This is a genomic window from Paenarthrobacter sp. NPDC018779 (genome assembly GCF_044391085.1).
Lineage (GTDB): Bacteria > Actinomycetota > Actinomycetes > Actinomycetales > Micrococcaceae > Arthrobacter.
In genome coordinates, this window is the sequence record NZ_JBIRZS010000021.1 from 1 (window position 1) to 18,872 (window position 18,872).

General features: G+C 64.4%; 23 protein-coding genes. 6 read left to right on the top strand and 17 right to left on the bottom strand.

Annotation, left to right across the window (positions count from 1 at the left end):
* From ACH488_RS17745 to ACH488_RS17770, 6 genes are all read left to right on the top strand, one after another.
* Positions 1–210: hypothetical protein (locus ACH488_RS17745; protein WP_397325869.1), on the top strand; the 210-nt coding region annotated here is incomplete at its 5' end.
* A gap of 171 nt (positions 211–381) precedes the next feature.
* Positions 382–1,626: a PucR family transcriptional regulator gene (locus ACH488_RS17750; RefSeq protein ID WP_397325870.1), complete on the top strand. Its 1,245-nt coding sequence runs from the start codon at positions 382–384 to the stop codon at positions 1,624–1,626.
* 88 nt (positions 1,627–1,714) lie between these two features.
* On the top strand, positions 1,715–2,644 hold the full coding sequence (locus ACH488_RS17755; protein WP_397325871.1) for an ACP S-malonyltransferase: 930 nt from the start codon (positions 1,715–1,717) through the stop codon (positions 2,642–2,644).
* A complete protein-coding gene (locus ACH488_RS17760) occupies positions 2,641–3,702 on the top strand; it encodes a beta-ketoacyl-ACP synthase III (protein ID WP_397325872.1) in 1,062 nt (353 codons plus the stop codon). Before ACH488_RS17755 ends, ACH488_RS17760 begins: the two co-directional genes overlap by 4 nt.
* A gap of 116 nt (positions 3,703–3,818) precedes the next feature.
* The gene (locus ACH488_RS17765; RefSeq protein WP_011692310.1) at positions 3,819–4,064 is read left to right on the top strand and encodes an acyl carrier protein; all 246 of its coding nucleotides are present in this window, start codon (positions 3,819–3,821) and stop codon (positions 4,062–4,064) included.
* A gap of 132 nt (positions 4,065–4,196) precedes the next feature.
* Positions 4,197–5,432, top strand: coding sequence for a beta-ketoacyl-[acyl-carrier-protein] synthase family protein (locus ACH488_RS17770; RefSeq protein WP_397325873.1), 1,236 nt, complete (start codon positions 4,197–4,199; stop codon positions 5,430–5,432).
* Between the two features lie 77 nt (positions 5,433–5,509).
* Here ACH488_RS17770 and ACH488_RS17775 read toward each other — a convergent pair whose 3' ends face one another.
* The 17 genes from ACH488_RS17775 to ACH488_RS17855 all read right to left on the bottom strand — a co-directional run bounded on the left by ACH488_RS17775 (position 5,510) and on the right by ACH488_RS17855 (position 18,865).
* Positions 5,510–6,013 (bottom strand): DUF3145 domain-containing protein, encoded by a 504-nt coding sequence (locus ACH488_RS17775; protein ID WP_397325874.1) that lies wholly within the window; start codon positions 6,011–6,013, stop codon positions 5,510–5,512.
* 275 nt (positions 6,014–6,288) lie between these two features.
* Positions 6,289–7,215, bottom strand: coding sequence for a tyrosine recombinase XerC (locus ACH488_RS17780; RefSeq protein ID WP_397325875.1), 927 nt, complete (start codon positions 7,213–7,215; stop codon positions 6,289–6,291).
* 63 nt (positions 7,216–7,278) lie between these two features.
* Positions 7,279–8,460, bottom strand: a complete 1,182-nt coding sequence (gene dprA, locus ACH488_RS17785) for a DNA-processing protein DprA (RefSeq protein ID WP_397325927.1) — start codon at positions 8,458–8,460, stop codon at positions 7,279–7,281.
* Positions 8,461–8,509: 49 nt separating this feature from the next.
* Positions 8,510–10,051, bottom strand: coding sequence for a YifB family Mg chelatase-like AAA ATPase (locus ACH488_RS17790; protein WP_397325876.1), 1,542 nt, complete (start codon positions 10,049–10,051; stop codon positions 8,510–8,512).
* The gene (locus tag ACH488_RS17795; protein WP_397325928.1) at positions 10,051–10,416 is read right to left on the bottom strand and encodes a YraN family protein; all 366 of its coding nucleotides are present in this window, start codon (positions 10,414–10,416) and stop codon (positions 10,051–10,053) included. Before ACH488_RS17795 ends, ACH488_RS17790 begins: the two co-directional genes overlap by 1 nt.
* A gap of 110 nt (positions 10,417–10,526) precedes the next feature.
* Complete coding sequence (locus ACH488_RS17800; protein ID WP_021470793.1) at positions 10,527–10,862, bottom strand: DUF2469 domain-containing protein; 336 nt, start codon at positions 10,860–10,862, stop codon at positions 10,527–10,529.
* 83 nt (positions 10,863–10,945) lie between these two features.
* Entirely contained in the window at positions 10,946–11,716 is a 771-nt protein-coding gene (locus tag ACH488_RS17805) for a ribonuclease HII (RefSeq protein WP_397325877.1), read from the bottom strand.
* Entirely contained in the window at positions 11,717–12,556 is an 840-nt protein-coding gene (lepB, locus tag ACH488_RS17810) for a signal peptidase I (RefSeq protein ID WP_397325878.1), read from the bottom strand. It lies immediately after the preceding gene.
* A complete protein-coding gene (gene lepB, locus ACH488_RS17815; protein WP_397325879.1) occupies positions 12,557–13,231 on the bottom strand; it encodes a signal peptidase I in 675 nt (224 codons plus the stop codon).
* Positions 13,232–13,311: 80 nt separating this feature from the next.
* Positions 13,312–13,665, bottom strand: a complete 354-nt coding sequence (rplS, locus tag ACH488_RS17820) for a 50S ribosomal protein L19 (protein ID WP_090818948.1) — start codon at positions 13,663–13,665, stop codon at positions 13,312–13,314.
* A 249-nt stretch (positions 13,666–13,914) separates the two neighbouring features.
* Positions 13,915–14,715, bottom strand: a complete 801-nt coding sequence (gene trmD / locus ACH488_RS17825; RefSeq protein WP_397325880.1) for a tRNA (guanosine(37)-N1)-methyltransferase TrmD — start codon at positions 14,713–14,715, stop codon at positions 13,915–13,917.
* Entirely contained in the window at positions 14,712–15,257 is a 546-nt protein-coding gene (gene rimM / locus ACH488_RS17830; RefSeq protein ID WP_397325881.1) for a ribosome maturation factor RimM, read from the bottom strand. The genes trmD and rimM overlap by 4 nt, the downstream gene beginning before the upstream one ends.
* A gap of 130 nt (positions 15,258–15,387) precedes the next feature.
* On the bottom strand, positions 15,388–15,630 hold the full coding sequence (locus ACH488_RS17835; protein WP_347107714.1) for an RNA-binding protein: 243 nt from the start codon (positions 15,628–15,630) through the stop codon (positions 15,388–15,390).
* Between the two features lies 1 nt (position 15,631).
* Positions 15,632–16,051 carry a 30S ribosomal protein S16 gene (rpsP, locus tag ACH488_RS17840; protein WP_397325883.1) on the bottom strand — a complete coding sequence of 140 codons (420 nt, stop codon included), beginning with the start codon at positions 16,049–16,051 and terminating at the stop codon, positions 15,632–15,634.
* Between the two features lie 227 nt (positions 16,052–16,278).
* Complete coding sequence (locus ACH488_RS17845; protein WP_397325884.1) at positions 16,279–16,719, bottom strand: hypothetical protein; 441 nt, start codon at positions 16,717–16,719, stop codon at positions 16,279–16,281.
* Positions 16,720–16,831: 112 nt separating this feature from the next.
* Positions 16,832–17,704, bottom strand: coding sequence for a VOC family protein (locus ACH488_RS17850; protein ID WP_397325885.1), 873 nt, complete (start codon positions 17,702–17,704; stop codon positions 16,832–16,834).
* A 78-nt stretch (positions 17,705–17,782) separates the two neighbouring features.
* Complete coding sequence (locus ACH488_RS17855) at positions 17,783–18,865, bottom strand: amidohydrolase family protein (protein ID WP_397325886.1); 1,083 nt, start codon at positions 18,863–18,865, stop codon at positions 17,783–17,785.
* Between the last annotated feature and the right edge of the window lie 7 nt (positions 18,866–18,872).

The following is an 18,872-nucleotide window of genomic DNA, read 5'->3' on the forward strand; positions in this document are numbered from 1 at the left end:
CTCGGAGCAGACGGCTTCGGCTTCTCCGACACCCGCCAAGCCGCACGCCGCTACTTCAAAAACGACACCCACTCCATCGTCACCAAAACCCTGCAACTCCTCGCCGCAAAGGGCGAAGTCGCAGCTGACGCGGTGGAAACGGCCATCGGGAAGTACCGGCTCCTGGATGTCAACGCCGGCACCACCGGCGGGGCAGGCGGCGACGCCTAGCCACAAGCTGGGCCACAGGTCACCAAGCACCAACCGCACGGCGGCTTTCACCGAAAGGTGGGGGCCGCCGTCGGGCTTTAACACAGCAGTGCCACACCGGCCCGTGGACCAGCCTGAGTTGTAGCCTTCGCACAAATGGAGCTTGCCCGGGATGCGCCGTATGCTCATTCCATGGCAGAGCCCACCAAGACCACAACCAAGCGCAAGGCGGCAGCAGCGGCAGTGTCGCCGGAAAAGGCCGAAACGCTGCGGCAACTCCGCGCCAACGTGGGGCAATTGTCCACCACCACCATGCGGCAGCTCGAGAAATCGCTCCCGTGGTACAGCCGCTTGAGCTCGGATGAGCGTTCAGCTCTGGGCCTCGTCGCCCAGAACGGCATCGCCGCGTTCGTGACCTGGTACGAGCGGCCCAGTTCGCCGTCCTGGATCCTCACCGACGTTTTTGGCAACGCACCCACCGAACTGACGCGATCCATCAGCCTTCAAAAAGCCCTGCAGTTGATCCGCATCGTGGTGGAAGTCGTGGAGGACCAGGTACCGGTCATCGCACCGGAACCGGACCAGCCCTCCCTTCGCGAAGCAGTGCTGCGCTACTCGCGCGAAGTCGCGTTCGCCGCCGCCGACGTCTACGCCCGTGCCGCGGAATCCCGCGGGTCCTGGGACACCCGCCTGGAAGCCCTGATTGTGGACGCCATCCTCCGCGGCGAGAACACCGACGCCCTGCGTTCCCGGATCGCCGCCCTCGGCTGGAAAGCGCAGGAGCGCTTCACCGTGATGGTGGGGAACTCGCCGTCGGAACCCAGCGCCAGCTACGTCAGCGAGCTCCGCCGCACGGCCGGGCGCTTCGCGGAAGACGCGTTGGTAGGCATCCAAGGCGACCGACTGATCCTGATCCTCGGCGGGGTCCAGGACCGCGACACCGCCTACGTTAAACTCAGTGAGCTTTTCGCCCCCGGTGCAGTGGTCTATGGCCCGGAAGCGGGATCGCTGCTGGAGGCCAGCAGCTCTGCCCAGGCGGCTTTCGCGGGCCTGACCGCTGCCCGGGCATGGCCTTCGGCACCGAGGCCAGTGGCGGCTGACGATCTCCTCCCGGAGCGGGTTGTTTCCGGTGACGACGCTGCTAGGCGCTCATTGATCAAGAACATCTACCGCCCCCTCCTGGCCGCTTCCAACGGCCTGGTGGAGACCCTCGGCACGTACTTGGAGCTGGGCCATTCACTGGAAGCCACCGCCCGCGAATTGTTCGTCCATGCCAACACCGTGCGCTACCGTTTGAAGCGTGTCTGCGACGTGACGGGCTGGGATCCACTGCTTCCCAGGGAGGCATTCGTACTACAAACAGCCCTGGTGGTTGGCCGGCTTTCGGCCCAACCGAAGGCTGCACCCGAGCGTCACGCATCGCGTTCACAGAGCTGAACCGTTGTAGACTTCCTACAAACTGACCCAGTGAGCTTGGTGTACCGAAACACCAGTGGATCACGTGGCAATTTGGAAAGCTGGATACGTGCTTGCAATCGTCTGCCCTGGACAGGGCTCCCAGACCCCAGGATTCCTGGCCCCTTGGCTGGAACTCCCCTCCGTTGAAGGCCAGTTGGCCGCCCTGAGCGAGATCGCAGGCATCGACCTCAAGGCCCACGGAACCACCTCCGATGAAGAGACCATCAAGGACACCGCGGTTGCCCAGCCGCTGATCGTCGCTGCTGGCCTCGTAGCGGCGAAGTCACTGTTCGATGTTGAACTCAACACCCTTCCCGTCGTGCTCGCCGGCCACTCCGTAGGCGAAATCACCGCCTCAGCCCTCGCCGGCGTCCTCACCGAAGAGGAAGCCATGACATTCGTCCGCGAACGTGCCAACAGCATGGCCGCCGCGGCGGCCGTCACCCCCACCGGCATGAGCGCCGTGGTGGGCGGTGACCCCGCGGAGGTCCTCGCCGCCATCGAAGCCTCCGGCGCAACCCCTGCCAACGTCAACGGCGCAGGCCAGACCGTCGCCGCGGGTACCTTTGAACAGCTCAAGTCCCTCGCGGAAAATCCGCCCGCGAAGGCCCGCATCATTCCCCTGAAGGTCGCCGGCGCCTTCCACACCTCCCACATGGCTCCCGCAGTCAGTGCGCTGGAAGCCCTCAAGCCGTCACTGTCTCCGCAGGACCCCACCGTTCCCCTGCTGTCCAACTACGACGGCAAGGAAGTAACGGCAGGTTCGGCGGCCGTCGAAAGCCTTATTGCCCAGGTATCGCGGCCGGTCCGGTGGGACCTCTGCATGGAGAACCTGGTTGAACGGGGCGTCACGGGCGTCATCGAACTGGCTCCGGCCGGTACCCTTGCAGGCCTCGCCAAACGCGGCATGCCGGGCGTCAAGACCGTGGCCGTCAAGACCCCCGAAGACCTGTCCGCGGCATTGGCACTGTTCGCTGAATTGGAGGGAGAGGCATGAGCACGCCCGTACTGAAGCAGGCTCCGGTCCAGGAGAACACCCGGATCCTGGGAATCGGCGCCTACCGGCCCGATGTCATTGTCACCAACGACGACGTCTGCCAGTGGATCGATTCCTCCGACGAATGGATCCGCCAGCGCACCGGCATCATTACGCGCCACCGGGCCGCCGAAGGCGTCAGTGTCATCGACATGGCTGAAGGCGCTGCCCGCGAAGCACTCGCCCAGGCCGGCATCGAACCGTCCCAGCTTGGTGCGGTCATCGTCTCCACCGTCACCCACCCCTACGCCACGCCGTCGGCTGCCGCTGCGCTCACCGACCGTTTGGGCGCGACGCCGGCACCCGCCTTCGACATCTCCGCCGCCTGCGCGGGGTACTGCTATGGCGTGGCCCAGGCGGACGCCTTGGTCCGCTCGGGTGCCGCCAAGTATGTGCTGGTGGTTGGTGCCGAGAAGCTCTCGGACGTGATCGACAACCACGAACGCACCATCTCGTTCCTCCTGGGTGACGGCGCCGGCGCCGTCGTGGTGGGCCCGTCCGACACCCCCGGCATTGGACCCTCCGTGTGGGGCTCCGATGGAAGCAAGTGGGACGCCATCGGCATGACCCACTCGCTGGAAGACGTCAAGAAGCTGGGCGAATCCGCACGTCACTCCGACGAGATCGATGACCCGGCCATCCTTTCGGCCACCCAGGATGTTTGGCCGACACTCCGCCAGGACGGCCAAACGGTCTTCCGCTGGGCCGTGTGGGAAATGGCCAAAGTTGCGCAGCAGGCACTGGATGCTGCGGGCATTAAGGCGGACGATCTCGCCGCCTTCATTCCGCACCAGGCCAACATGCGCATCATCGACGAGATGGTCAAGAAGCTCAAGCTTCCGGAGACCGTCATGATCGGGCGCGATATTGCCCAGGCAGGCAACACGTCCGCCGCGTCGATCCCCTTGGCCACCCACCGCCTGCTCCAGGAAAACCCTGGACTCAGCGGCGGCCTGGCTTTGCAGATCGGATTCGGCGCCGGCCTGGTCTTTGGCGCCCAGGTGGTCGTTCTGCCGTAATCCTGGACCGGCCCCATGCCCTCCAGCCAATTGAATATGACTTACAAACCCAAACCGTAACCGCGGTTTGATCCCCTTTCCGGCAGCAGCCGGCAAAACAAGAAAAGGAGCCGATCATGGCTAGCAACGAAGAAATCCTGGCCGGCCTGGCTGAAATCGTCAACGAAGAGACCGGCCTCGCTACCGAAGCCGTCGAACTGGACAAGTCCTTCACCGAGGACCTGGACATCGACTCCATCTCCATGATGACCATCGTGGTCAACGCCGAAGAAAAGTTCGGCGTCCGCATCCCCGACGAAGAGGTCAAGAACCTCAAGACCGTCGGCGACGCCGTGAGCTTCATCGCCAACGCACAGGCCTAGTCCTGATACCAGCTGTGCCGGGCCAGGGTCCGTGATCCTGCGCCCGGCACAGCCGCACTACCGCCCAAAGATTTTTTTGCCGCCCCGCACCAAGCTGCAGCCGGGTCGGCTCATCCGACAGAGAGTGATCGCATGGCACGCAAAGTAGTCATAACCGGTCTGGGGGCCACCACTCCCATCGGCGGCGACGTTCCCACAATGTGGCAGAACGCGCTGAAAGGGGTCTCCGGTGCCCACACGCTCGGGGACGAGTGGGTTTCCAAGTACGACCTCCCGGTCCACTTTGCTGCCAGGTGCTCGACGCCGGCCCTGGAAGTCCTCAGCCGCGTCGAAGCCAAGCGCATGGACCCCTCCACGCAGTTCGGCGTCATCGCCGCCCGCGAAGCCTGGGCTGACGCAGGAATCGACGACATCGACCACGACCGCCTCGCCGTCGCTTTCGCCACCGGAATCGGTGGCGTGTGGACCCTCCTGGATGCCTGGGACACCTTGAAGGAAAAGGGTCCCCGCCGGGTGCTGCCCATGACTGTTCCCATGTTGATGCCCAACGGCGTAGCCGCTGCTGTGAGCCTTGACCTTGGCGCGCGAGCTGGTGCCCACACCCCGGTTTCGGCGTGTGCTTCCGGAACCGAAGCCCTCCACCTCGGCCTGGACCTGATCCGCTCAGGCAAGGCAGATGTGGTCATGTGCGGTGGCGCGGAAGCGGCCATCCACCCGATGCCGCTGGCTGCTTTCTCCTCAATGCAGGCGCTCTCCCGCCGGAACGACGAACCCGAGCGGGCTTCCCGCCCCTACGACATCGACCGCGATGGCTTCGTCATGGGCGAAGGCGCCGGCGCTTTGGTGCTGGAAGCCGAAGAGCACGCGGTCGCCCGTGGCGCACGCATCTATGCCGAGCTTGCCGGAACCTCCGTCACGGCTGACGCGTACCACATCACCGCTCCCGACCCCGAAGGCCTGGGGGCCACACGCGCCCTGAAAGCCGCCATGTTTGACGGCCGCATCCAGGCTGAAGACGTGGTCCACGTCAACGCGCACGCAACGTCCACTCCTGTAGGCGACAAGCCGGAGTACACGGCGCTGCGGGCTGCCCTTGGAACACACGTGGACAACGTGGCCGTCTCGGCTACGAAGTCCCAGATGGGCCACCTCCTGGGCGCCTCTGGTGCCGTGGAAGCGGTCCTCACGGTCCTGGCCGTCTACGAGCGTAAGGCACCGGTAACCATCAACCTGGAGAACCAGGACCCGGAAATCCCGCTCGACGTCGTGACGTCCGTGCGTGACCTTCCCGCCGGCGACATCGTCGCCCTCAGCAACTCGTTCGGCTTCGGTGGCCACAACGCGGTCATCGCCGTCCGGAACGCCTAGCAGCTTCCGACGCAAAGCAGGGCCCCACCATTTCCGGTGGGGCCCTGCTTTTTGCTATGGGGTTGGGTGGAGGCTGCCTAGCCCACTTGGTGCAACCAACGCACCGGAGCACCCTCAGCCGCATGGCGGAACGGTTCCAGTTCTTCATCCCAGGCTTCGCCGAGGGCAAGCGAGAGCTCATGGTACACCGCTGAGGGGTCACCCGCGCCGGACTCATAGGCGTAGCGGATACGGTCCTCCGTGACCATGACGTTTCCGTGGACATCCGTGACTGCGTGGAAGATCCCAAGTTCAGGGGTGTGAGACCACCGGGCGCCATCCACACCCTGGCTCGGCTCTTCGGTCACTTCATAGCGCAGGTGCGCCCAGCCTCGAAGAGCGGACGCCAACTGTGCCCCGGTGCCGGGCTTGCCGGTCCAGGACAACTCTGCACGAAACATTCCGGGCGCAGCAGGTTGCGGGGTCCACTCAAGATCGGTTCGTTTATCAACGACCGATCCAATGGCCCACTCGACGTGCGGGCACAGCGCCGTAGGCGCCGAGTGCACGAACAGGACACCGCGGGTTGTTGCAACAGACATTCCATCCTCCATAGCTGTAGGTACGTCTTCCCCAACGACCTCTGCCGGATGTTGCTGTTGACCTTGCGATGAACCCTCAAGACCCTTTGTGCTAGCTATTTACTTATCCGCAGCCATTCCCCAAACTGATGAACGCATTTGCTCGATTCTGGCACAGATTCAACCCTCAACCATAAATTGAAGGTTCCCCCGTGGTGCTTTCATTTTGCCGTACACGTTCCTTTTCCGCCAGTGCAGGTAATGCGCCTGCGCCCGTGCCGGCATTTTGCCGTCATTCAAGCCCGCGGATGCGCCTGTTGGTAACTCTTCCGCAGCCTGTCCACGGAGACGTGGGTGTAGATCTGCGTGGTGGCCAGGCTGCTGTGGCCAAGGATTTCCTGGACCGCCCGGAGGTCCGCGCCACCGTCGAGCAGATGTGTGGCAGCACTATGGCGCAGTGCGTGGGGTCCGGTGGCCGAGGTATCGCCCAGAGCCTGCAGGAGCGCGCCCACCACGCTCCTGACCTGGCGGGGATCCACCCGGTTTCCCCTGACGCCAAGGAAAAGCGCGGGACCACTGCCTGACGTCGCCACTTCAGGCCTGCCCCTGCGCAGCCAGTCATCGAGTGCCACAGCGGCCGGGACGCCGAAGGGAACCGTTCTTTCCTTGTTTCCCTTGCCCAGGACCCTGAGCGTGCGCCGGTCAGGATCGACATCATCGATGTCCAATCCCACCAGCTCGCCGACTCGTACGCCTGTTGCGTAGAGGAGTTCCACCATGGCACGGTTGCGGACCGCCATGGGTCCTCCCTGGACGGCTGCCTCGCCGAGGTCACCGACGATCCTGGTGACTTGCTGCTCTTGCAGGACTCCGGGCAGTGTCTTGGCGCGTTTCGGGGCCTGGAGCCGCAGGGCCGGGTCCTTGGTGATAAGTTCCTCCCGGAGGGCCCACTTGGTGAAGGACCGTGCCGTGGCGGCCCGGCGCGCCAAGGTGGACCGGGCCATTCCGGACTCGCTTTGGGCACCAAGCCACCGCCTGAGAGTCCCCAGCTCCAGCTGGGGCAGTTCCGCCACCCCTTCCGAGGCCGCGAACCCCAGCAGGCTGTCAATGTCCGACAGGTACGCGCGGACGGTGTGCCCGGAGCGCGCCCGCTCCGCCCGCAAGTACCGTTCGAATCCTTCGGCGGCCTGCGTCAATGCTTCTGGCAAGGTTTCTCGGTCCACCCTCCAACTGTGCCAGACAGCGCCGTGTTTGCGGCGCAGGACGATGCCCTCCGCCGCAGCAGGTCATGCGCCCCGCGTCCGTTTCCAGGCGCCTCGCTCGGAACCCGCCAAGCCCAGGAGTCCCAAACGTCCCAAGCCGGCCCTGACCGCATCGGGACTGAGCCCGGCAACGACGGCGAGCTTCTCCACTGACGTGCCTGAACGCAACGGCAGGGCGTCCAGGAGGATGAGGTCCTCCAGCGACAAGCCATCGTGTGGCTGGTGCGGCGCTTCCTTGTCCGCGGCCAATTCCTCGCCGCTCCGGCCTGAGAGTTCGGCGATCTCGCCTACATCCGTCACGCAAACGGCGCCGCCGTCGCGCAGCAGGCGATGGCAACCTGCCGAATTGGCGCTGTGAATGGAGCCCGGGACTGCCGCCACCACCCTCCCAAGGGTTTCGGCATGGTGGGCGGTATTCAGCGCTCCCGATCGCCACCGGGCTTCCACCACCACCGTGACAGAAGCCAAGGCCGCGATGATGCGGTTGCGTTGCAGGAACCTGTAGCGGGTTGGGGCCGAGCCCGGGGGTACCTCGGCCATCACGGCCCCTTGGCTGGCCACAGCCCTTAGGAGGTCCTCGTTCCCTGCCGGGTAGAAGCGGTCCACTCCCCCGGCCATGACGGCGATGGTGGGGATCGCCGCTGCCCCGCCATTCAAGGCCCCCCGGTGCGCATGGGCGTCGATCCCGTACGCACCGCCCGAAACCACCGTGAAGCCCCTCTGGGCCAAGCCATAGGCGAGGTCTCCCGTCACCGATGCACCATAGCTGGTGCTGTCCCGCGATCCCACCAACGCTATGCTCTGCCGTGCTGGAGCCACGGGCTCCTCCTGGCCCCGCCACCAAAGGCACAGCGGCTCCTGCAAACCCAGGTCCGCCAATTGACCAGGCCAAAGTTCGTCTCCGGGAACAACCACACGCCCGCCGAGCCGCTTCATGGTCTCCAGGTCACGCTCCGGTGCAAGGTCCTGGACCCTGGGCGCCCATCGGCGCAGGCTCGCACCCAGGCCCGGCCACGAGGCCAGGTTCCCGTCCTGTGACAGCAGCGCCGTGAGCTCACGTTCAACAGCCGCGCCCGCCGTCAACTCACCGGTTGCGATGCCGAGCGCGTCCAAGGCTCCTACGGCATGAACCAGTGCCAGGCCTACTGAATCCTGGGGCTCCATCAGGCGCGACAACGCGGCCCTGGCGATCCGTTCCCTGTCCATGTTTCCCACTACGCCCAAGGTTTGCTTCCTTTCAGGAGTTGCCGCGTGATCAGCTTGTTGAATTCGTTTGTCGGAGGCCCAGGGCCTGTCCGATGTGGTCTGGGTAAGGCGCGTCGCTTTGGTCCAGGTCCGCGAGGGTCCAGGCCAGGCGAAGCACCCGGTCATATCCCCGTGCTGTGAGGAGTCCACGTTCCAGGGCCGTGTCCAGGACCCGTGTTGTTCCTGGGCCCAGCCGCAGGTCACCCCGGAGGATGCGGCCCGGGACCTGGGAGTTGGTTTCGAAACCGAGGGGGCCGAGACGGCCGGATTGTCGTTCCCTGGCCGCGGTCACGCGTCGAGCCACCACGGCGGTGGTTTCCTCGCACCCGGCTTGTCCAAAATCGGCCAGCGATACGCGTTCCACCTGCAACTGGATATCCACCCGGTCCAGCAACGGTCCGGAGAGCCGGCCAAAGTAGCGTCGCCGCATCATCGCCGTGCAACTGCACTCCATTCCCTTGCCTGAGGCCTTGCCGCACGGACACGGGTTGGCGGCCAGGACGAGCTGGAAACGGGCAGGATAGGCAGCCGTGCCGGCCGAGCGATGGATGACCAGTTCCCCGCTCTCCAGCGGCTGTCGCAGGGCGTCCAGGACACGGCGTTCAAACTCCGGCGCCTCGTCAAGGAACAGGACGCCGCGGTGGGCACGGGAAGCCGCTCCGGGCCGGGGAAGGCCGGAACCTCCGCCAATGATGGCCGCTGGTGTGGCACTGTGGTGCGGGTTCTCAAAGGGAGGCCTGCGGATCAGCCGCACCGCGGATGACCGGATGGCAGCGAGTGAATGGATCGCGGTGACCTCCATGGATGCCGTGTCAGACAAGTCCGGAAGCAGCCCGGGCAGCCGCTCCGCCAGCATGGTCTTTCCCGCACCCGGTGGACCCGTCAGCAGCATGTGGTGTCCGCCCGCCGCAGCAACCTCCAGTGCCCGGCGGGCACCTGCCTGCCCCGCTACGTCGCAGAGGTCCGGTACAGGATCTTCAAGGAACCCCTCGTCCTCCGCGGCGCCGTCACCGGCGGGATCGTAGTCCAGGGCCAGGTTTTTGGGGTCCGCACCGAAGTCGTAGGCCAACCGTGCCAAGGTCTTGTACCCCCTGACGCTGGCACCGGGCACCAGCCTGGCCTCCGCGACGTTGGCTTCCGCCACCACGATCTCCGGAAATCCTGCGTCAACGGCAGCCATGACGGCAGGGAGGATTCCCCGGACAGGACGCAGCCGTCCGTCCAGCCCCAACTCCGCAATGAAAACCGTGCCACTGATGGACCGGATGTCCTCAGCCGCCCGAAGGACGGCCATGGTGATGGCGAGGTCGAAGCCCGATCCCCGCTTGGGCAAGGAGGCCGGGATAAGGTTCGCCGTGATCTTCCGCCTGCTGAGGGGAATTCCGGAATTCTGCGCGGCGGAACGTATCCGTTCCTTGGCTTCGTTGAGGGAGGCGTCCGGCAGGCCGAGGATCACAAAGGCCGGGAGCGTCTGGCCGATGTCCGCCTCGACTTCGACGATGTAGCCGTTCAGGCCCACCAAGGCAACACCGTAGCTGCGTCCAACGGCCATCAGCCAACACCTTGGAGATGCTCAAGCTGCGGTTCGCCGGTGCCATCGTGGACCACGCCCACAACATCGATACGGCGTGCCAGCCACGGGTGCCCGTGCTCGCGCACCCACCGTGATGCGAGCCGGTGCAGCCGCGCGAGTTTCTCCGGACCCACCGCCTCGAAAGGATGGCCATAGGCCAGGCTGCGCCGCGTCTTCACCTCCGCGACTACGAGGGTGTTCCCGTCCAGGGCAACAATGTCCACTTCACCCTCGGAGCACCGCCAATTGCGATCCAGGACCTGCATGCCCTGGCCCTCAAGGAACGCGGCGGCCAGCGCCTCGCCTTCCCTGCCAAGAATGTCTTTTGCCCGCATGGGCACCACCTCCGCTTCCAGCATCACGGCTGGTTTCCGGCGGAGGCAGCCACAGTCCACGCTATGTGGGTAACGCCGCCGGGACAGGCGGTGTGGAGGAGTAGTGCAGCGGTGAAAGCCTAGTTGCCGAGGTCTCCCAGGTCGCCGTCCTTGGGCAGGGCAAGATCCTCATTGCGCGGGAGTTCCTCGACGTTGACGTCCTTGAACGTGATCACCCGGACGTTCTTCACGAAGCGTGCCGAGCGGTAAACGTCCCACACCCAAGCGTCCTGCAGCGTTAGGTCGAAATAGACTTCCCCGTCCGCGCTCCGGGCCTGGAGATCCACATGGTTGGCCAGGTAGAAGCGCCGCTCGGTTTCGACAACGTAGCTGAACAAGCCAACAACGTCCCGGTACTCGCGGTAGAGCTGGAGCTCCATGTCGGTTTCGTAGTTCTCAAGGTCTTCGGCGCTCATGGTTCCATCTTGCACCATTGGCCGGACGCAAAGTGCCAGCATGCGGAGCTGTGACGCGGGCAAGTCCGTGCCGGACTACAACGTCAGAGCTCGCCGGGTCCTGTCAGATGCCAACTGGTCCGGTGGTGCGGACTGGGTCCTTGCAAACGGATGATCTCGCGGTGGGCGGATGTGGCGTAGCCCTTGTTTTCGTTCCAGCCGTAGGCCGGCAGTTCGGCGTGGAGGTCCACCATAATGCGGTCACGTGCCACCTTGGCCAACACGCTGGCGGCTGCCACGCTGAGGCAGCTCATGTCCGCCTTGACGCGCGTATGGACCGGGGCGTCACAGGCAGGCCCTTCCGGAGCGGCATCGAACAGCGATGCCTGGACCGCCGGCGACAGCCAGTTGTGGCTGCCGTCGAGCAAAACCACATCCGGGGTGACGCCTCCGGCGAGTATCTCAAACCAGGCACGCGTGCCCGCCAGCCGGAGTGCTGCGATGATGCCGATCTGGTCGATTTCCTCTGATGAGGCATGCCCCACAGCGCTTGCGACGGCCCATTCCCGGACCAGCGGCTCCAAACGATACCTGTCCTCGGGCTTGAGGAGTTTGCTGTCCCGGACGTCAGCGAGCAGGCCATGCTCTTCCAGGTTCACCACGGCGATCCCCACACTGACAGGTCCTGCCAGGGCACCCCTGCCCACCTCGTCCACTCCGGCCAACAGGCGTGCCCCCGACGCCAGGAAGGACCGCTCCACGTCGAGCGTAGGGAAGACCGGGCCGACCTTCTTAACGGGCTTGGCCTTTGCTTTACCGGTTTTTGCTTGACCGGCCTTGGCCGTGGCCTTGGTCCGGCTTGGAGCGGTTGCCATTTACTTTCCTGACGCCCCGGCCGGCACGTTCTTGAAGACGTCCGGATAGTTGTCCAGGACGGTCCACCGGTTGACGGGCCACGCGATCACAGTCGCCTTGCCTTCCACGTCCTCAATGTTGACGAACCCGCCGTTCATCTCCTGATGGCTCCGGGAATCGGCGGAGTGGTTGCGGTTATCGCCCATCACCCAGACCTTGCCTTCGGGGACCACGATGTCGAACTGCTCGGGCCTGGGTGTCTCCGCGGGGTTGATGTAGGTCTCGTCCAACGGCACGCCGTTGATGCTGAGCCTGCCCCCGGCGTCGCAGCACGTCACGTGGTCTCCGGGAAGGCCAATCACGCGCTTCACCAGGTGCTGTTCGTTGTCGTCGGCCATCAAACCCACGAATTCCAGGCTGTCCCCCACCCAGTCCATGGGCCCGGCCGGCTTCTTTTCAGTTGGCGCCAACCAACCCTGGGTGTCCTTGAAGACCACTACATCGCCGTGCTGAAGGTCGAAGGGTCCGGGCACCAACAGGTTGATGAAGATGCGGTCATTCACATCCAGGGTGCTCTCCATTGATTCGGAGGGGATGTAGAAGGCCCGGAAAAGGAAGGTCTTCAACAGGAAGGACAGCACCAGGGCGATGGCCACTACTGTGACGATTTCCTTGAGCCAGACAAGGAAGACGTTGGGACGCGGCCCGGACTCCTCTTCCGCGGTGGTGGCAGTATCGCCTTCGGGCTCCGCCCCGTCACCGGGCACCGCAAGCCCAGCCGCACCGGCACTGGCCGTTCCGTCCAAGAGCCGCGCGTCGTCGTCGTGCCTCTCGGGATTCTCTGGAACTCTGTCCGGCATTTACTGTCCGTTCTTCGATGGGTCGGCCTGCGCGGGGCGAGGCATCTCTGCAAATCTATCAAGAGGCCAGATGATCTGGACCGGACGCCCGATCACCCGGTCCATGGGGACCATTCCCCCGCCGGGAGCCCCGAGCAATCCGCGGGAATCCGCAGAGCGTGACCGGTGGTCTCCCATGAGCCAGAGGCGCCCCGCAGGAACAACCACATCGAATTTTTGCTTGCTGGGTTCGTCCCCCGGGTAAACGTAGGGTTCCGCAAGTACCTGACCGTTCACTGTGAGCGCCCCCGACGCGTCGCAGCACTGGACATGGTCCCCGGGCACTCCAATGACCCGTTTGACGTAGGTGGTATCGCTGCCGGTGAGTCCAAACCATTGGCCAGCGGCATCCACGGCATCAACCAAAGGGCCTTTGCCGCTGCTGAGCGGAGCAAATGAGCCGCGCCCGTCGAAAACCACCACGTCTCCGCGGGCGATCGGCGCGGAGCTGAACGCCGTACGCGAGACCAGTATCCGGTCCCCGGTCTCCAGCAAAGGCTCCATGGACTCGGAGGGGATGTAGTAGACATCGATCCAGAGCGAGCGGACCAGTCCGCTGATGGCGACGGCGAGAACCAGGGCCAGAACGACAAAACGCCAGCCCTGTTTCCGGGGCTGGCGTTCTGTTGTGTCCATGATTCGTAATCCCTGGTGCGTTGCGGATTGCTCCGGAACCCCGGGCACGAATCCTGGACCCGTTGCGTAAGTTGGTGGACTTACTTGGCGAAGTCGCGCTTTTCCTTGATCTTCGCAGCCTTACCACGCAGTGCACGCATGTAGTAGAGCTTGGCGCGGCGGACGTCACCCTTGGTGACGACCTCGATCTTGTCGATGATCGGGGAGTGTACCGGGAAGGTACGCTCTACACCGACACCGAAGGAAACCTTGCGTACGGTGAAGGTTTCGCGAACGCCGTCACCCTGGCGGCCCAGGACGAAGCCCTGAAATACCTGGACACGGGAGTTCTTGCCTTCGATGATGTTGACGTGAACCTTGAGGGTGTCACCCGCGCGGAACTCCGGAACATCGCTACGCAGCGAGGCTGCATCTACGCTATCGAGGATATGCATTAATCCACTCCTGGTGAACGCCACAGGTCATTCACTTTGGGTCACGGCGGACAAGCCCGGAGCACGGTGGCCCACGGAAATTTCCGCCGAAGATTCATCGTGGCCGGCTTCGCCACTGATTGGCGTCGCCGGTTGTCCGACTGTTGGCCAAGCTCCCCCTGTGGCAGGTGCCAGCCCAGTAGACACAAGGGTTAATTCTGCCACATGCTGCAGCATCCGGCCAATCACCGGGTGAAAGCTCGACGGCGGTCAGCGGCTTTCGTCGTCGTCAGTACCGCGGGCACGGAGGCGGCCATCCACGACGTCGTACCCCAGGTCCGCGAAGGCGGCGCGATCGGCGCGGGGCAGGCCTGACGCGTCGAACTCCGCCAGGAGGTCCGGCCGGCGTTCGGCGGTACGGCGGTATTGCTCGTGCCGCCGCCACTGGGCGATCTTGCCGTGGTTGCCGCTCAGGAGAATTTCCGGAACGTCGTGGTCCCGCCACGAGGACGGCTTGGTGTACACCGGATATTCGAGGAGGCCGTCGGAGTGCGACTCTTCAACGAGCGACTCCGGATTGCCCACTACTCCCGGCAGCAGCCGTCCGATCGCTTCGACCATGGCGAGCACGGCCACCTCGCCCCCGTTGAGGACGTAGTCGCCCAGACTGACGGGCCTGACGGTGAAATGGTCGCGGGACCAATCGATGACCCGTTCATCGATGCCTTCGTACCGCCCACAGGCGAAGACCAGCTGCTCTTCCTCGGCAAGCTCATAGGCCAACGCCTGGGTAAAGCGTTCCCCTGCGGGCGACGGCACAATGAGGACAGGCTTGGCGGCGCCGCCCTGCGCTACGGATTCCAAAGCTTGCGCCCATGGTTCGGGCTTCATGACCATGCCCGCGCCGCCACCGTACGGGGTGTCATCCACGGTGCGGTGGCGGTCAGTGGTGAACGAGCGGAGATCGTGCACGTTCAGTTCCAGGATGCCGTCCTGGCGGGCCTTCCCAATGAGGGAGAGTTCAAGTGGAGCAAGGTACTCCGGGAAAATGCTGACGACGTCGATCCTCATTCAGGGGACTCCGCGCTGGCTTCTCCTGCTGATTCGTCGTTGATCTCGAACAGGCCGGCCGGAGGGGTGATGAGGATGTAGCCTTCCTCGATGTTCACCTCGGGAACGATCTCGTCCACGAAGGGGATCAGGATTTCTTTGCCGTCCTGGCCCTCCACCACCAGGAGGTCCTGCGCTGGCATGGTGTTCAGCGCCGCCACTTTGCCTACGGTGTGGTTTCCCACCCGCGCCTGGAGGCCAACGAGCTCGTGCTCGTACCAGCCCTCTTCGCCGTCCTCGTCGAGGTCTTCGGTTTCGATGAAGAGCTTGGCGCCGCGGATGAGTTCGGCTGCGTTGCGGTCCGCAATCTCTTCGAAGCCGAGGAGCAGGATCTCTTTGTTCCACCGCGCGCTGCGGACGGTGAGCGGTCCTGAGGAGGCAGGCTCCACCAGGAATTCCGTGCCGGCCACAAAGCGTTCGGACGGAGCATCGGTCAGCACCTGGACTGTGACCTCGCCGCGGATGCCGTGGGGTTTGCCGATCCGTGCCACCTGGAGCTGCATGGGTTCCTCTGAATTCTGGTTTGACCGCAGGCCGGATGGCTGCGGCAGCTACATTGTTCGATAAAGCAATCCGGCCCCTCCACCATATTCGGTGAAGGGGCCGGACCTAAGGCAAATGATGCTGAGCGCGTTACCGGCGACGGTCGGTGTCGACGACGTCGACCCTGACCTGATCGCCACCAGCCAAAGCTGCAACCACGGTGCGCAAGGCACGGGCGGTGCGTCCCTGGCGGCCGATTACCCGGCCGAGGTCGTCCTGGTGAACGCGAACCTCGAGAGATTCCCCGCGGCGGTTGTTCTTGGCACTGACCTTGACGTCCTCAGGACTGTCAACGATCCCACGGACCAAGTGCTCGAGCGCTTCTGCCAGCAAGTTACTCAGCCTCGGTGGTCTCTGCTTCAGGCTCGGCCGGAGCCTCGGCTTCGTCCTTCTTGGCCTTCTTGGTGATGGCTTCCGGAATGATGACGGAACCCTTCTCCGGAGCCACGAAAGCTTCCTTCGGAGCCTTGGTCTTCAGGGTGCCTTCCTGGCCAGGCAGGCCCTTGAACTTCTGCCAGTCACCGGTGATCTTGAGGATCGCAGCAACCTGCTCGGTGGGCTGGGCGCCAACGGAAAGCCAGTACTGGGCACGCTCGGAGGCGACCTCGATGTACGACGGCTCTTCGGTGGGGTGGTACTTGCCGATTTCTTCGATGGCACGGCCATCGCGCTTGGCGCGGGCATCCATGACGACGATGCGGTAGTACGGTGCGCGCATCTTACCGAAGCGCTTAAGGCGAATCTTTACGGCCACTTTTGTGGTCACTCCTGTTTCTGAAACGAGGGTGAACCCGGTGTTCTGCACCCGTGGGGCGGGCCATACTAAGGGGTTCGAAGGACAAGATACGTGCACGGAGAGAGGGGCCGCACCGATCGAGTACCTGTCCATTGTGCCAGATGGGCGGCGCAATTACGACTTGGCCGCTTCGAGCCGGTGTGCCGTTGCCCACACGCCGACCCGCCACCAGGGTGGTGAAAGGATCAGGCAACCGACCAGACGTAGAGTCCAGCCCGGTCTGCATTCTCCACATCCGTGGCCAGCGAGGCGAGCTGCTGGACGTATCCACGGGATGCAGTTGCACCGAACGGCATGTCATCCTGCTCCGCCCAGGCGGCTGCGACATCGTCCAGGACATTGCCGTCTCCCTCGCTTTCATAGCTGAGGAGTTCAGCCAGCGCACGCACCATGGCCTCGGGAACACCCAGGAGCGCGTCGCTGGTGACGTCCACCAGGGCCAGCTCGTAATCGGCCCCGGCAGCATGCACGGCCTGCCCGGCAAGATCGCCAAGTTGTTCAACTTCGAAATCAGTGATGCCATCGATCCGGACGGCGGACCCGGCAACGTCGGCGCCGCGTTCAAGGGCCGCAGCCCGCTTCAGTGCTTCGTCGTGGGTGGCTACAAAAATTTCGGCAAAGCCCATGGGAACTACTCTCATTCCGTCGTGCTGACAAGTCGCGGATACGGACCCGCAGGCCCGTTCCCCGCCACTGCCCAGCCTAGTGCAGCAGACACCCGGCCGGTGCGACACGCCCCTAGCGGACGGCAACCCGCAATTGGTTCCGCCAAGGGTCTTCGAAGCGCAGTTCCTTCCCGGTGTGGTGACTCTGCAGCCCGGCGACCTTGAGGCGGTCAGCCAGCGCCCGCACGTCATCGTCATCAGGGACTTCGATCAGCACTTCACCGAGGCCCAGGGTGTCGCGGCGCGGCCCGGCGCCGCGGCTGTTCCACACATTCATGGCCATGTGGTGGTGGTACCCACCCGCCGAAACGAACAGCGCCTGGCCATGCCACCCGGCAGTCCGCTCGAAGCCCAGGGTATCCACATAGAACTTCTGCGCCGTGGCCACGTCACCCACCTGCAAGTGGACATGCCCGATTCCCGCGCCGGCCTTGGCCTGTCCCGTCACAGCCTCTTCACTGAGGTACTGCTGGAGGTAGGCCTGCGGCGGAAGCGCCACGTTGTCCATCACCACGTTCTTACCGTCCCACTGCCAGACCTCGCGCGGCTTGTCATAGTAGAGCTCAATGCCGTTGCCCTCAGGGTCGGTGAAGTAGAACGCTTCGCTCACCAAATGGTCAGCGCTGCCAACGAATGCCCGCGGTTCGTACTGGGCAGCTGTGGCGATGGTTGCCGCAAGCGACGGCTGGTCATCGAAAAGGATGGCCGTATGGAACAGGCCCGCCTCGCCGCGACCGGGGACCTGGAGCCCGGCGGCCGGGGCCAAATGCACCACCGGCTTGCCTTGGCGGCCCAAGTACAGGCCGCCATCCTGCTCGGCCACCACCTGGAGGCCCAGGGCGCGCTGGTAGTAGTCGCCCATGACTTTCATGTCGCCGACCTTGAGCATCACCGCGCCCATGGTGAGTTCGGCAGGCAGCAGGTCCTGGGTGGATGAGGTGGTCATGTGATGCTCCTGGTAATGAAGGTGGCCGCTTTTCGGCTCGCTCTATCTGTCTAAATTACTTGAAGCTTCAATTTATTCCTAGCGGATGACCGCACCCCGCAGAACAACATGGTTGAGTTCGCTGACGGTCGCCAGGTTGTGCCGGGGGTCTTCTCCGCAAACCACGACGTCGGCACTCGCGCCTTCACTGATGGCGTCGGCTCCCAGCCACGCCCGGGCACCCCAAGTGGCAGCGTTGAGGACAGCGGCAGGCGGCAGGCCGGCGTCGTGCAGTTCCTGCATTTCGTCCGCGATCCGGCCGTGTTTGATGACGCTTCCGGCGTCCGTACCCGTATAGATGGCGACTCCCGCTTCGAAAGCCTCAAGGACGCGTTCGCGGCGCCGCTCCCACAGGGCAGTCATGTGCCGGGCATAGTCCGGGAACTTGGGCATGGCCTGGGCGGCGATGTCCGGGAACGTTGCGATGTTGATCAGCGTGGGCACGATGGGCACCTGCTGCTCCACCAAACGGGGGATGTGCCGCGGCAAGAGACCGGTGGCGTGCTCGATGCAGTCAATACCGGCGTCGAGCATCTGGTCCACTGTGTCTTCGGCGAAGCAGTGCGCGGTCACGCGGGCGCCTTCGTCGTGGGCAGCGGCAATGGCGTCCTTGACCACGGCGGCGGGAAACGACGGGGCGAGGTCTCCGACGCCACGATCTATCCAGTCGCCCACCAGTTTCACCCAGCCGTCACCGTCGCGGGCTTCCTTGCGCACTGTCTCCACCAGCTCATCGGGCTCCACCTCGTGGCCCAGGCCTCGAAGGTAGCGGCGGCTCCGCGCGATGTGCCGCCCCGCCCGGATCAGCCGTGGAAGGTCCGCGCGCTGCTGGACCCAGCGAGTGTTGCTGGGCGAGCCGGCGTCCCTGATCAGCAGCGTGCCGGCGTTCCGGTCTGTTTCTGCCTGATCCAAGGTGGTTTTCTCGTCCACGCTTCCGCCCGGACCGAGGCCAATGTGGCAGTGGGCGTCCACGAAGCCGGGAAGGACCCAGCCTTCGAGCACTACGTCCGGCGCTTCCTGCGGCCGTTGAAAGGTCAGCAGGCCGTCCACAGACCACATTCCCTGGTGCTCTTGGTGGGCCTCGACCAGCACGGGGCCGCTGAATTCAATGATGTTGGCCATGGCAGAA